17 protein-coding genes and 2 tRNA genes are annotated in these 12,738 nt (G+C 65.6%); 13 read left to right on the top strand and 6 right to left on the bottom strand.

Features of this window, described 5'->3' with window-relative positions; all coding sequences use genetic code 11:
* Positions 1 to 69: 69 nt before the first annotated feature.
* Positions 70 to 900 carry an arginyltransferase gene (locus tag G3N94_RS35470; RefSeq protein ID WP_205798737.1) on the bottom strand — a complete coding sequence of 277 codons (831 nt, stop codon included), beginning with the start codon at positions 898 to 900 and terminating at the stop codon, positions 70 to 72.
* A 467-nt stretch (positions 901 to 1,367) separates the two neighbouring features.
* Between G3N94_RS35470 and G3N94_RS35465 the strand changes: the two genes are divergently transcribed.
* Complete coding sequence (locus tag G3N94_RS35465; RefSeq protein ID WP_205798734.1) at positions 1,368 to 1,583, top strand: hypothetical protein; 216 nt, start codon at positions 1,368 to 1,370, stop codon at positions 1,581 to 1,583.
* Positions 1,580 to 1,747 carry a hypothetical protein gene (locus G3N94_RS35460; RefSeq protein ID WP_205798732.1) on the top strand — a complete coding sequence of 56 codons (168 nt, stop codon included), beginning with the start codon at positions 1,580 to 1,582 and terminating at the stop codon, positions 1,745 to 1,747. Before G3N94_RS35465 ends, G3N94_RS35460 begins: the two co-directional genes overlap by 4 nt.
* A 12-nt stretch (positions 1,748 to 1,759) precedes the next feature.
* Here the strand turns inward: G3N94_RS35460 and aat are convergent, their stop codons facing one another.
* The 3 genes from aat to G3N94_RS35445 form a co-directional block, all read right to left on the bottom strand.
* The gene (gene aat / locus G3N94_RS35455) at positions 1,760 to 2,524 is read right to left on the bottom strand and encodes a leucyl/phenylalanyl-tRNA--protein transferase (protein WP_205798730.1); all 765 of its coding nucleotides are present in this window, start codon (positions 2,522 to 2,524) and stop codon (positions 1,760 to 1,762) included.
* Positions 2,525 to 2,534: 10 nt separating this feature from the next.
* Positions 2,535 to 3,080 (bottom strand): NUDIX hydrolase, encoded by a 546-nt coding sequence (locus G3N94_RS35450; protein WP_124597872.1) that lies wholly within the window; start codon positions 3,078 to 3,080, stop codon positions 2,535 to 2,537.
* 195 nt (positions 3,081 to 3,275) lie between these two features.
* Positions 3,276 to 3,352: transfer RNA gene (locus G3N94_RS35445), tRNA-Met, on the bottom strand.
* Positions 3,353 to 3,526: 174 nt separating this feature from the next.
* On the opposite strand from G3N94_RS35445, the gene G3N94_RS35440 reads away from it, so the two are divergent.
* Genes G3N94_RS35440 through G3N94_RS35430 form a run of 3 tightly spaced genes read left to right on the top strand, consistent with a single transcriptional unit; the run spans position 3,527 to position 5,540 of the window.
* Positions 3,527 to 4,024, top strand: coding sequence for a heme-degrading domain-containing protein (locus G3N94_RS35440; protein WP_205798728.1), 498 nt, complete (start codon positions 3,527 to 3,529; stop codon positions 4,022 to 4,024).
* 3 nt (positions 4,025 to 4,027) lie between these two features.
* Positions 4,028 to 4,366: a multidrug efflux SMR transporter gene (locus G3N94_RS35435; protein ID WP_205798726.1), complete on the top strand. Its 339-nt coding sequence runs from the start codon at positions 4,028 to 4,030 to the stop codon at positions 4,364 to 4,366.
* A 31-nt stretch (positions 4,367 to 4,397) separates the two neighbouring features.
* Positions 4,398 to 5,540 carry an enoyl-CoA hydratase/isomerase family protein gene (locus G3N94_RS35430; RefSeq protein ID WP_205798724.1) on the top strand — a complete coding sequence of 381 codons (1,143 nt, stop codon included), beginning with the start codon at positions 4,398 to 4,400 and terminating at the stop codon, positions 5,538 to 5,540.
* Positions 5,541 to 5,576: 36 nt separating this feature from the next.
* Here the strand turns inward: G3N94_RS35430 and G3N94_RS35425 are convergent, their stop codons facing one another.
* Positions 5,577 to 6,005, bottom strand: coding sequence for a hypothetical protein (locus tag G3N94_RS35425; protein ID WP_205798722.1), 429 nt, complete (start codon positions 6,003 to 6,005; stop codon positions 5,577 to 5,579).
* Between the two features lie 341 nt (positions 6,006 to 6,346).
* On the opposite strand from G3N94_RS35425, the gene ssuD reads away from it, so the two are divergent.
* The 8 genes from ssuD (at position 6,347) to G3N94_RS35385 (ending at position 11,428) form a co-directional block, all read left to right on the top strand.
* Complete coding sequence (ssuD, locus tag G3N94_RS35420; RefSeq protein ID WP_205798720.1) at positions 6,347 to 7,504, top strand: FMNH2-dependent alkanesulfonate monooxygenase; 1,158 nt, start codon at positions 6,347 to 6,349, stop codon at positions 7,502 to 7,504.
* Between the two features lie 17 nt (positions 7,505 to 7,521).
* A complete protein-coding gene (ssuC, locus tag G3N94_RS35415; protein ID WP_205798718.1) occupies positions 7,522 to 8,331 on the top strand; it encodes an aliphatic sulfonate ABC transporter permease SsuC in 810 nt (269 codons plus the stop codon).
* A complete protein-coding gene (locus G3N94_RS35410; protein ID WP_205798716.1) occupies positions 8,328 to 9,254 on the top strand; it encodes an ATP-binding cassette domain-containing protein in 927 nt (308 codons plus the stop codon). The genes ssuC and G3N94_RS35410 overlap by 4 nt, the downstream gene beginning before the upstream one ends.
* Positions 9,255 to 9,312: 58 nt before the next feature.
* Complete coding sequence (locus tag G3N94_RS35405; protein WP_006400187.1) at positions 9,313 to 9,528, top strand: molybdopterin-binding protein; 216 nt, start codon at positions 9,313 to 9,315, stop codon at positions 9,526 to 9,528.
* Positions 9,529 to 9,678: 150 nt separating this feature from the next.
* A complete protein-coding gene (locus tag G3N94_RS35400) occupies positions 9,679 to 9,876 on the top strand; it encodes a hypothetical protein (protein WP_205798708.1) in 198 nt (65 codons plus the stop codon).
* Between the two features lie 57 nt (positions 9,877 to 9,933).
* Complete coding sequence (locus G3N94_RS35395; RefSeq protein ID WP_205798706.1) at positions 9,934 to 10,188, top strand: hypothetical protein; 255 nt, start codon at positions 9,934 to 9,936, stop codon at positions 10,186 to 10,188.
* 71 nt (positions 10,189 to 10,259) lie between these two features.
* Positions 10,260 to 11,279 (top strand): tRNA dihydrouridine(20/20a) synthase DusA, encoded by a 1,020-nt coding sequence (gene dusA / locus G3N94_RS35390; protein WP_205798704.1) that lies wholly within the window; start codon positions 10,260 to 10,262, stop codon positions 11,277 to 11,279.
* A gap of 73 nt (positions 11,280 to 11,352) precedes the next feature.
* Positions 11,353 to 11,428 (top strand) — tRNA-His (locus G3N94_RS35385).
* A gap of 492 nt (positions 11,429 to 11,920) precedes the next feature.
* Here G3N94_RS35385 and G3N94_RS35380 read toward each other — a convergent pair.
* Positions 11,921 to 12,523, bottom strand: coding sequence for a PH domain-containing protein (locus G3N94_RS35380; RefSeq protein WP_205798702.1), 603 nt, complete (start codon positions 12,521 to 12,523; stop codon positions 11,921 to 11,923).
* Between the last annotated feature and the right edge of the window lie 215 nt (positions 12,524 to 12,738).

The following is a 12,738-nucleotide window of genomic DNA, read 5'->3' as shown; positions in this document are numbered from 1 at the left end:
GCAGACCGGGCAGGCAGGGGGCGTGGCCGGGCCGGCGCGTGTGCGTGTGATGCCGGGTGGCGGCGGGCGTCAGGATGCGCCGGAATGGCCGCCGGGCAGCGGCGCGCGTGCGAGCGCCGCATCGACGGGAGGCAGGTCGACGCGTTCCGGATCGAGCACCTTCCAGCGGCCGTCGATCAGCCCTTCGAGCGGATGGAAGTTCGCCTTGTACGCCATCTTCGGGCTCTCGCGAATCCAGTAGCCGAGATACACGTACGGCAGGCCGAGGCTTCTTGCCTGCTCGATCTGCCAGAGAATGTTGTAGGTGCCGTAGCTCGTGTGCGGATCGTCCGGCTCGAAGAACGTGTAGACGGACGACAGCCCGTCGCCGAGGATGTCGATCATGCTGATCATGCGCAGCTTGCCGCGCTCGCCGCCCGGCGCGTCGAGGTCGCGGAATTCGACGAGACGCGAATTGATCCGGCTCTGCAGCAGGAACTGCTCGTACTGGTCGCGGCTGTCGCGGTCCATCCCGCCGCCCGCGTGGCGGGCGGACTGGTAGCGCATATAGAGCGCGTAGTGCTCTTCGTCGTAATGCAGCGGCGACACCGTCGCGACGAGCGCGCGGTGCCGTTTCCACATGCGCCGCTGCGTGCGGTTCGGCTCGAATGCCGCGACCGGCACGCGCACCGGCACGCACGCACGGCAGCCGTCGCAGTACGGCCGGTAGGTGAACACGCCGGAGCGGCGGAAGCCTGCCTTGACGAGTTCCGTGTAGATGTCGGAGTTGATCAGGTGGCTCGGCGTCGCGACCTGCGAGCGCGCGACGCGGCCGTCCAGATAGCTGCACGGGTAGGGCGCCGTTGCATAGAATTGCAGCGCCGAAAGCGGTGAAAGCGGCAGCTCAGTCGGGTGAGTCATGGGCAGCTCTCGATGCAGGGATGGAGTGCCGCGCTAGCGCCCGCGCCCGCCGAGCGACGCTAGATGCGACGTGTTCTGCAGGCAGCTCAACATCGACTTCCCGCAAAAACCGTTATAAATCAATATCGTGCGTTTCAACTTCCGGCACGCCTCCGCCGGACGGCAACGCAACTGGCTACAGGAAAATTAACATGAAAACGGGGCTAAATGCATCATGTCTAGCCTCAACAATAGGCTTAACGAACGGGCGCGACCAGCCAAGAATAAACGGGACACGTTCCTGCGGAGTGGCGACGGAACGGGATTGAGCGGATTGCCGTCCGGATCTGACGATCGATTTCGGCGATCGATTTCGGGGCCTCGGCAACGATTTTTGCATTCGACGCGCGCCACCGCCGCGCCAAAGGGGATCGATCAGGCCGCTGTCGTGATATGCTGTACATTCATACAGTGTTTCGCATGCAGCCATGCCGACGTGGGAATACATTTGGGCGTTCGTCGACGATGACGGCACGCGCGTTCATATCGCCAGCCGAACGACGGAACGCGAGTTCGTGGATAGGCGCGGCGTGGTGCGGGCAGTTCTGGGGATGTTCATGTCGTTCGACCGCTGCACGTGGCTGGACGGCGACCTGGCGTTTCAGCGCAAGGGGGCAATCCTCGCACGTGGCGGGCAAGCGTGAAAACCGCGAGCACCACGGTTTCGCTGATCGGCGGCATTGCTGTCCTGCTGATGCTGCTGCACACGTTCGGATTCATCGACTTCAAGGTGTGCGTCGCGTGGCCAGGCGAGTGCCGTGTCGAAGTCATCCACAAGAGCGCATCCACTGGCACCGCGGGAGGTTGATGAGCTGTGGCGCTAGCGCCCGTCGTCGGCCGGGGCCGCCGGTTCGCTGCGGCCCGCCAGCGCGGCGAGCACGCGCTTGTCGAACCGCCACGGAATCGGCGGTTCAGCGATCGCGCGGCGCACGTGAGCGACGAAGGCCTTGCGTGCGATCTCGCGGCCGCCGAGCGATGCCAGATGCGACGTGTTCTGCTGGCAATCGATCATCTCCAGTCCGCAGTCGCGAAGGTGGGCGACGAGCGCGGCCAGCGCGATCTTCGACGCATCGGTCTCGTCCGCATACATCGATTCGCCGAAGAACATCCGTCCGAATGCGACGCCGTAAAGCCCGCCGATGCGCCGTCCGTCGCGCCAGGTCTCGATGCTGTGCGCATTGCCCGAGCGGAAGAGCGACGTGTATGCGTCGATGATCTCCGCGGTGATCCACGTGCCGCGCTGCCCACGGCGCGGCGCCTGTGCGCACGCGCGCATCACGCCCGCGAAGTCGTGATCGACGCGCACTTCCCACGCGGGCTCGCGCAGCACGCGCCGCAGCGTCTTCTTCAGCGATGGCGATACCTTGAATTCGGCCGGCACGAGGATCATCCGCGGGTCGGGGCTCCACCACAGCACGGGTTGGCCGTCCGAATACCACGGGAAGATGCCGCGCTGGTACGCGTCGATGAGGCGTGACGGCAGCAGGTCCGCGCTGGCGGCCAGCAGGCCGGGCGCGCCGGTCGCCGGGCCGAGCGCGCGCTCGACGGGCGGGAACGGATCGTCCGGACCGAGCCAGGGGACCATGGGCCGCGGTTCAGCCGTTGCGCAGTGAGCGGAAGATGTCGCCGGTGTGCACACCATAGTCGCCGGCGGCACGATCGGCAAAGAAGAATCGCAGGGTCTGGCTGACGGTCGGGAACGCGATCTCGTCCCACGGGATGTCGGACTCGTCGAAGAGCTTGACCTCGAGGCTTTCCTCGCCGGCCTCGAACGCGGGGTCGGTGAGCCGTGCCAGGTAGAACAGATGTACCTGGTGCACGTGCGGCACGTTGAGCAGCGTGAACAGGCTCTGCACCTCGACGCGCGCACCGGCCTCTTCGAGCGTCTCGCGCGCGGCGGCCTCGGCCGTCGTCTCGCCCATCTCCATGAAGCCCGCCGGCAGGGTCCAGAAACCGTAGCGCGGCTCGATCGCGCGGCGGCACAGCAGCACCTGCTCGCCCCACACGGGGACCGTGCCGACGACGTTACGCGGGTTCTGGTAATGGATCGTGCCGCAGTGATCGCAGACGAAGCGCTCGCGGTTGTCGCCCGGCGGGATGCGCGCAATGACTTCGTGACCGCAGACGGAGCAGAATTTCATGTCGAATGGAAGGGACGAGGTGATGCGAGTGTATCACCCGCGACGCGCATTCTTGAACGGCGGCGTCGCGATGCGGCGGTGCATGTGTGCGCGGCGGAAAGGAGAAGAGCGACGACGAAGTCGTGCGTGAAAGCGTGCGTGAAAAAACAAAAAGCCCGGCACTTTGGCCGGGCTTCCTGCATGAATCGGGACGCTTGGTTGCGGGGGTAGGATTTGAACCTACGACCTTCGGGTTATGAGCCCGACGAGCTGCCAGACTGCTCCACCCCGCGTCCGTCGAAGAATTGAATTATAAGGACATACCCGAACGCGTGCAAGCACTTTCTGACAATAGGCTTGTGGGGCCGGTGCGCTAGAATCGAGCGGTTTGTGTCGTCATTCATGCAGCACGGCTGCGCGCGATCGCAGCGACAGCGGCTGCGTCCACTTTTCGCACTGACGGATTCATGGATATCGCTCTCGATCTGCAATCGATCGGCGCGCAGGAACAGGCGCTCGTCTTTCCCCAATTCGATGCCGGCCGCGCCTGGACGCTCGGCAACCGGCTGTATGCACTCGCCGCTTCGCGCGGCCATGCGGTGGCGATCGACATCGGCACCTTCGGCCAGACGCTGTTCTTCGCGGCGCTGAACGGCGCGACGCCGGACAACGCGGCCTGGGTGCGCCGCAAGCGCAATGTCGTCGCGCATTTCCGTCGCAGCTCGTATGCGATCGGACTGCGGATGCAGCAGGCCGGCGCGACGCTTGCGGACAAGCACGGGCTGCTGCCGGCCGAATATTCGCCGCACGGCGGCGCGTTTCCGCTGACGGTCGCGGGTGCCGGCGTGATCGGCACGGTGACGGTTTCCGGGCTGCCGCAACGCGCGGATCACGAATTCGTCGTCGAGGTGCTGTGCGCGGAGCTCGGCCTCGACTATGCGGCGCTGGCGCTTGCAAGGAGCTGAGCGATGCAGATTCCAGGTTATGCATGGCTCGCGATCGCGATCGTCGCGGAGGTGATCGGCACGTCCGCGCTGCGCGCGGCGGACGGCTTCACGCGCCTGTGGCCGTCGCTGCTCGTCGTGGCGGGCTACGCCACCGCGTTCTATTGCCTGTCGCTGACGCTGAAGACGATGCCGGTCGGCATCATCTATGCGGTCTGGTCGGGCGCCGGCATCGTGCTGATCACGCTCGTCGCGATGCTGCTGTACCGTCAGGTGCCGGACCTGCCGGCGGTGATCGGCCTGTCGCTGATCATCGCGGGCGTCGTCGTCCTGAACCTGTTCTCGAAGATGCAGGCGCACTGACCGTGCGTCCGCCACCCGCCGGATGGCTCCCATGACCGAATCCACCGCCGTCGATTCCACCCAGGCTGATGTGCGCGCGTTCGTCGCGAACCGCATCGGCTTTCTCGAACTGAACCGGCCGAAGGCGCTCAATGCGCTGTCGGTCGAGATGATCCGCACGATGCACGCGGCGCTCGACGCCTGGCGCGACGATCCCGAAGTCGTCGCGGTCGTCGTATACAGCCCGCACCCGCGTGCGTTCTGCGCGGGCGGCGACGTGCGCTATTTTCACGAAGCGTGGCAGCGCGGCGACCGCGACGCGGTCGACACGTTCTTCATCGAGGAATACACGCTGAACCATGCGATCTTCGCCTATCCGAAGCCCTACATCGCGCTGATGCACGGTGTCGTGATGGGCGGGGGCATGGGCATCTCGCAGGCGGCACGGCATACGGGCGGGCTGCGGGTCGTCACCGATTCGACGAAGATGGCGATGCCGGAGACGCGCATCGGCCTGTTCCCCGACGTCGGGATGAGCTGGTTCCTTGCGCGCACGCCCGGTGCGATCGGCCGCTATCTCGCGGTGACCGGCGCGACGCTCGACGCCGCGGGGGCGCTGTACGCGCAGCTCGCCGACGTCTATGTGCCAGACGCCGCGCTGCCGGCGCTGCTCGACGCGCTGCGTCACGAGCGCTTCGACAGCGGTGAGCAAGCGGTCGAGTGCGTCGCCGCGGCAGCCGCCGCGCACAAGGTCGTGCCGACCGTCGATACGTCGGCGCTCGCCACCGCACGCGCCGGCATCGACCGGCATTTCGCGCAGCCCGATCTCGTCGCGATACTCGCGTCGCTCGACGCGGAACAGGATTGCGCGGCCGTTGACGCGTGGGTCGAGAAGGCGACGCATGCGATGCGCAGCCAGTTGTCGCCGCTGTCGATGGCGGTGTCGCTCGAACTCGTCGAGCGCGCGCGCGGCGCGTCGATGGCCGACTGCCTGCGGCGCGATCTCGACCTGACGCGTTCGACGTTTGCGCACGGCGACGTGATCGAAGGCGTGCGTGCGCTGATCATTGACAAGGACCAGCAGCCGGTCTGGCGCTTCAAGTCGATCGACGACGTCGGTCGTGCGGACGTGCTGGCGATGTTCGACAGCCCGTGGACGCCCGATACGCATCCGCTAAGGAATCTGAAGGACTGACGCGTGCGGGGCCGGTGTTCGGCGCAAGCGCGCCGGTCAGTCTTCGCCCGCGTCGTCGGACATGAACGCGCGCAAGAACACGAGCGCGCCCCAGCCCCACATCGCGTTCGCCGCGAAGCCGACCGCGAGCACCGGCAGCATGTTGCCCGACGGCCAGATGCCGCGCAGCGGGTCGATTGCAAACACGCGCGCGGCGGTCAGGGCCACCCCGCCAAACACCAGCGCGCCGATCCACGGCGCTTCGCGTTCCGGCGACACGCGCAGCAGCCACGCCATCGGAATCGCGCAGCATGCACTGAACAGCGCGTTCGCGACAAATTCAGGAATGCCGAGCGGCGCGAACGGCGTGGTCGAGAAGCCGGCCGTGGCGATCAGGTCGGCGGTATGCAGCAGTGCGAGCGTCGCTTCGCGAAAGAAAAGGGCGGCCAGGAAGCCGGACAGGAACGGCAGGATGACTTTCTGCATCGATGAGTGCACCGCAAGCGCGCGTGGCCGGGGCCGTCCGCGCGGAATTGTTCGGAATGGTGCGCCATTATAGGGGGCGCTCGACCTGATATTCGCTCCAGCGTCGTGCTAATCACGAAAGCGGAAAACCTAAGCTCAAAAAAATCGTTCCAAAGCCCCCCCCCCGTCCCTAGACTGATTTCCCGGAAACAGCCGCGCTTTTCGCGTATTCGCTCACCGCGCGGCCAACCAGCAGCACATCCCGATTCGAACCCACACGATGCATGCGCCGCGCGCCCGCGGCGCGAGCAGGGCCGCGTTTTATCCCAATTCTGGCAAGGACAGTCACGCAGGAGCAGCAGATGAATGTGTTCTGGTTTATTCCCACGCACGGCGACAGCCGCTATCTCGGCACCGCAGAAGGCGCGCGCGCCGCGGATTACGACTATTTCAAGCAGATCGCGATCGCGGCCGACACGCTCGGCTACGAGGGCGTGCTGCTGCCGACCGGCCGTTCCTGCGAGGATGCGTGGGTCGTCGCGTCGAGCCTGATTCCTGCGACGCAGCGCCTGAAGTTCCTCGTCGCGGTGCGGCCCGGCATCGCGTCGCCGGGGCTCGCGGCGCGCATGGCCGCGACGTTCGACCGGCTGTCCGGCGGGCGCTTGCTGATCAACGTCGTGACGGGCGGCGATGCCGCCGAACTCGAAGGCGACGGCCTGTTTGCCGATCACGATACGCGCTACGAGATCACCGACGACTTTCTCCATATCTGGCGCGGGCTGCTGTCCGCGTCGCACGACAACGGCGGGTTCGACTATATCGGCAAGCATCTGCAGTCGAAGGGCGGCAAGGCGCTTTATCCGCCGGTGCAGCGTCCGCATCCGCCGCTGTGGTTCGGCGGCTCGTCGCCGGCCGCGCATGCGATCGCTGCCGATCACATCGACACCTACCTGACCTGGGGCGAGCCGCCCGAGGCCGTCGCGAAGAAGATCGCCGACGTGCGCGCGCATGCGGCGGCGCGCGGCCGCGAGATCCGCTTCGGCATCCGTCTGCACGTGATCGTGCGCGAGACCGAGGACGAAGCGTGGCGCGATGCCGAGCGCCTGATCAGCCGGCTCGACGACGCGACGATCGCGCGCGCGCAGCAGGCGTTCGCGAACATGGATTCGGAGGGGCAACGCCGGATGGCCGCACTGCACGGCGGCAAGCGCGGCGGCCGCGAGACGCTCGAGGTGTATCCGAACCTGTGGGCCGGCGTCGGTCTGGTGCGCGGCGGCGCCGGCACCGCGCTCGTCGGCAATCCTGAGCAGGTCGCGGCGCGGATGCGCGAATACGCCGAGCTCGGCATCGAAACGTTCATCCTGTCCGGCTATCCGCACCTCGAGGAGTCGTACCGCTTTGCCGAGCTCGTGTTCCCGCTGATCAAGGGACGCGGCGCGGCGAAGGCGGCCGGTCCGCTGTCCGGTCCGTTCGGCGAGATCGTCGGCAACAGCTATCTGCCGAAGGCGAGCCAGAGCTGAGCGACAGGAGGCTTGCGATGTCAACGAAACCGTCTGCGACGGGCGGCGCGGGCGCCCGCGCGTGGCGTACCGCGGCGCCGTGGCTCGTGCCGCTCGCGCTGTTGATCGTCTGGGAAGCCGGTGCGCGCACCGGCTGGCTGTCGACCCGCGTGCTGCCGGAGCCGGTCGCCGTCGTGCGAGCCGCGTGGTCGCTCGTCGCGTCCGGCGAGATGTGGGCGAACGTGAAGGTCAGCACATGGCGCGCGCTGTTCGGCTTTGTACTCGGCGGCGGCGTCGGGCTCGCGCTCGGGCTGGCGACCGGCCTGTCGAAAGCCGCCGAGGTCGCGCTCGACTCGACGATCCAGATGGTCCGCAACATTCCCGCGCTCGCGATGATCCCGCTCGTGATCCTGTGGTTCGGCATCGACGAGAAGGCGAAGCTGTTCCTGGTTGCGCTCGGCGTGTTCTTTCCCGTCTACATCAATACGTATCACGGGATTCGCTCGGTCGACGCGAACCTGGTCGAGATGGCGAAGAGCTACGGCGTGCGCGGCTTCGCGCTTTATCGCGACGTGATCCTGCCCGGCGCGCTGCCGTCGATCCTCGTCGGCGTGCGGTTTGCGCTCGGGCTGATGTGGGTGATGCTGATCGTCGCGGAAACGATCTCCGCGCAGTCGGGCATCGGCTACATGACGATGAACGCGCGCGAATTCCTGCAAACCGACGTGGTGGTGGTCGGCATCCTGCTGTACGCGGTGCTCGGCAAGCTCGCCGACGTGCTCGCGAAATGGCTCGAGCGCGTGACGCTGCGCTGGCACCCCGCGTATCAACCTGGAGCACAGGCATGAATGCGACGAGTTCGGCGGCCGCATACGGGCCGTTCGCCGCCGCGGACCTCGAGGCGGAATTCACGCAGGCGCGCATCGTGGACGGCAACGCCCGCGACGCCGCGATCGTTGATCGCGACGGCGGCGCGGCGATCGTGCCGCTCGCGAGGCGCCATCAGGCTGGCGCAGACAGCCCCGCGCCGGACGACGCGGTCACGCTGAGCCACGTCACCAAGCGCTTCGGCGCGCGCACCGTGCTCGACGACGTCAATCTCGACATCGCGCGCGGCAGCTTCGTCGCGATCGTCGGCCGCAGCGGCTGCGGCAAGTCGACGCTGCTGCGGCTCGTTGCGGGCCTCGAGCAGCCGAGCACCGGCGCGCTCGTCACGCGCGGCGAAGGCGGCGGCGCGCTCGACACCCGGATCATGTACCAGGACGCGCGCCTGCTGCCGTGGAAGACGGTGCTGCAGAACGTGCTGCTCGGTCTCGGACGCGGCGCGCGCGACGACGCACGTGCGGTGCTCGACGAAGTGGGGCTGCTAGAACGGGCAGACGACTGGCCTGCGCAACTGTCGGGCGGCCAGCGCCAGCGGGTTGCGCTCGCGCGGGCGCTCGTGCACCGGCCGCAACTGCTGCTGCTCGACGAGCCGCTCGGCGCGCTTGACGCGCTGACCCGGATCGAGATGCACGCGCTGATCGAGCGGCTGTGGCGCGAGCACCGGTTCACTGCGCTGCTCGTCACGCATGACGTGCAGGAGGCCGTCGCGCTCGGCGACCGGATCCTGCTGATCGACCAGGGGCGCGTGGCGCTCGACCAGGCGGTGCCGCTCGACCGGCCACGCGCGCGCGCGTCGGCAGCATTCGCGGCGCTCGAGGATCGGGTGCTGCAGCGCGTACTCGCGGGTGGACCCGGCACGGCTGCGCAGATTCGCTGGTCCGTTTAACCGCCGGGCGGCGCAGGCCGCCCGCTTTGAGACTTTTTTCTTCGGAGCGATCAACCCGATGAGCATTACTGCAATCAACGTGCGAAACCAGTTCAAGGGCAAGGTGAAGGAAATCATCCGCGGGCCGGTGGTGTCCGAGGTCGACGTGGAAACGCCGTTCGGCATCGTCACGTCGGTCATCACGACCCGCTCGGTCGACGAACTCGAACTGAAGGTGGGCGCCGAAGTCGTCGCGCTCGTGAAGTCGACCGAGGTGTCGATCGCGCGGCTCTGAGCGGAGTCGATCCGGCCGGAGGGTCGCCGGGTGGGCAGTCGCGCGGGGATGGCAGCCGGCGTTCGCGGGTAACGGGCTGCGGGCAGGCAACGGTATTCGCGACACGGACGAAGTGCTAGGATGGAACGACACCGATGCCGGAGGTAGCGCATGACCCCCATCCTTTCTCCCGAAGCCATCGAAGCGCTGAAGTGGATCGACCAGTTCGGCGACAGCCGGCCGGTGCCGGCGGCGTTCGGCGACATCGTCTACGTGTTGCTGAACGAAGGGCTGATCTATCAGACAGCCGAAGATCGGGTCGATCTCACCGCCGATGGCAAGGCCATTTTGTCCGATGAATACAACTGAGCGCCCGACGCCGGTGTGGCGACGCGCGCCGGGCGTCGCATTTCGACGGAGCGCGCGATGGAACTGAAGGGCAGCGATCTCGGCGACTACAGCGAGCCGTACCGCGGCTTCGAAATCGAAGTGAAGACCGAGCAGGTCTGGGACGGCGAACATGTCCATTACCGCGTGCTGCAAGGCGATGCGGTGCGGATCGACTGGCGGCTCGTGAAGGTCGACGGGTTGCTGCTGACCGAGCGGCGCGTAGTCGAACGCGTGCTCGACGCAGCGCGGCGCGCGGTCGATGAGGAACTGGCCGGCGGTGCCGACGCGTAGCGACGGGCAGGCAGGGCGCCTGTTGCGGTAGAATGGCGGGTTGTTTCTGCGTCGTTCGCTGCCCGAATTCCATGCCCGTTTCGTCTTCGCTTCCGCCTCGCCGCGTGTCCGTGGCGCCCATGCTCGACTGGACCGACCGTCATTGCCGGTCGTTCCATCGCACGCTCACGCGCAATACATGGCTTTACACGGAGATGATCACGACTGGCGCGCTGCTGTTCGGCGACGCGCAGCGGCATCTTGCATTCACGCCGAACGAATCGCCGGTCGCGCTGCAACTCGGCGGCAGCGAGCCGGACGATCTCGCGCGTGCGGCGAAGCTCGGCGAGCAATGGGGCTATGACGAAATCAACCTGAACTGCGGCTGTCCGTCGGAGCGGGTGCAGCGCGGTGCGTTCGGCGCGTGCCTGATGAACGAGCCGCAACTCGTCGCCGATTGCGTGAAGGCGATGCGCGACGTGGTGTCGGTGCCGGTGACCGTCAAGCATCGGATCGGCGTCGACTCGGTCGAGGACTACGCGTTCGTGCGGGACTTCGTCGGCACGGTGGCCGAAGCGGGCTGTGACGTGTTCGTGGTGCACGCGCGCAACGCGATCCTGAAGGGGCTGTCGCCGAAGGAGAATCGCGAGATCCCGCCGCTCAAGTACGACTATGCGTATCAGCTGAAGCGCGATTTTCCGTCGCTGGAGATCGTCATCAACGGCGGCATCAAGACGCTCGACGAGGTCGCGCAGCATCTCGAGCATGTCGATGGCGTGATGCTCGGCCGCGAGGCGTATCACAATCCTTATCTGCTCGCGGGCGTCGACGCGCGGTTCTATGGCGCGAGTGATGTGGCGCCAACGCGCGAGGAAGCAGAAGCGCGGTTGATCGAGTACTGCGCGGCGGAGCTCAAGCGCGGCACCTACCTCGGTGCGATCGTGCGTCATGCGCTCGGGTTGTATCGTGGCGTACCGGGGGCGCGCGGCTGGCGGCGTGTGCTGTCCGACAACAAGAAGCTCGCACGCGCCGATCTGGCCGTGTTCGACGAGGCGCGCGAGCATCTTTTCGCTGCCGAAGAAATTTTTGAAAAAAACGCTTGGCAAGAATAAAGAGACCCCATATAATCTCATTTCTTCGCTGCTGATGAGTAAGCAACGCAGCGAAGAAGACGCAGTAACAGTGGTGGCTGTAGCTCAGTTGGTAGAGTCCAGGATTGTGATTCCTGTCGTCGTGGGTTCGAGTCCCATCAGCCACCCCAACAAATTCAAGCACTTAGCCCAGTCATTGCGACTGGGCTTTTTGCTTTCTGGAGTTCGTGTAACCACCATGTAACCGGATTTCGTCAAAGCATCTTCGACTAGGAGTTGTATCGCGTACATCCAATGCACCAAGTGCGGTGCACTTTCGGCTTCGGTCTATAAAAAGGCAGATTTGGCGCGGGCCTTTCGCCCAGCAGTAGCCGGGGTAATTGCTCCGACTGTGTCAGCGGGCATCATTCGCGCAGTCACGGAATTGCTCCGAGACGGCATGGCATGGTGGCGTGACCGCCAGCAGCCCTATGGCGTGTGCAGTGCATGTGGGCACTTGTGGAGAATAGACTGAGACTGAAGGTCGGACAGCCCCGCCAGCCTACATGACTCTTCTCTAACGTCGGAGAGGTCGCAGGGGCCGGACGCCTTCCTTCGCTGAATCAACGGATTCCCGGGTATTTTGGCGAGCATCCCAAAACGGTCGGGATTGGCGCACAGCATTAAAGCTGGCTGATGACCTTGGCCTTGATGGTCTCGTACTCTGAATCGCTGATGAGCCCTTGCTCAAGCATGGCCTTCGCCTTTTGCAGTCGCTCCGTCGGGCTTTCATTATTTGCAGCGGCAGGGTCACCAAAACTTCCCTGAAACCCTCCGGATTTTGCCCGCAGTTCCTCAAGTTCGCGTTGCCGGCGCTTTTCACGCCATGCCTGCTCCTGAGCTTGGCAGATGCGGTAGATGGCTTGGGCCTCGTTTTTCCGTAAGCCCGAGAACTCGAATCCACGGACCGCGCCACCGCTTGCTAGGTCAGGCTGAGTCAGCGCGGTAACGGTCAGCGTGCTACCGAAGATTCCCGCCTTAATATGCGCTGTCTTGATGTCCTGCCAGCGAAGATCAACCGGTGCGAAGCCTCCGATCAGACCGCGCGTCATCCCGATAAGTCGGCCGGACGTTGCTGCCACGAGAGAACGACGATGCGTGAGTGCAAACAAACGGCGCTGCACCGTGCTTGCCTGAACGCCTTCCCCTGGAACAAGCATTGATTCAAGATGCGACCATGCTTTCGGCAACTCGGCGGCGACGCCGGTTGATTTGCTCTCTGCCATGGCATTCCCCGTCGGTGGTGGTCCGCGTTGTCGCAGTCAGTTCAGTTGTCTACGGCATAGTGGTTCAGAAAATCCTAGCATATTTGAACGTACGCGGTCATTAATTCACGCCTCTCAGAGTGGTAGCGTCGAACTCCGAGGTGTGGCAGCGGCGACTCAGCGCAGGTCGGCGGGCATCTTCCACGGCAACAGCGCGTCGTAGTCCTCGACGGTCG

It is taken from the genome of Burkholderia sp. Ac-20353 (assembly GCF_017104785.1).
Classification (GTDB): domain Bacteria; phylum Pseudomonadota; class Gammaproteobacteria; order Burkholderiales; family Burkholderiaceae; genus Burkholderia.
The sequence above is the reverse complement of the archived record's forward strand: the minus strand, read 5'-3'. Positions and strand labels throughout refer to the sequence as shown.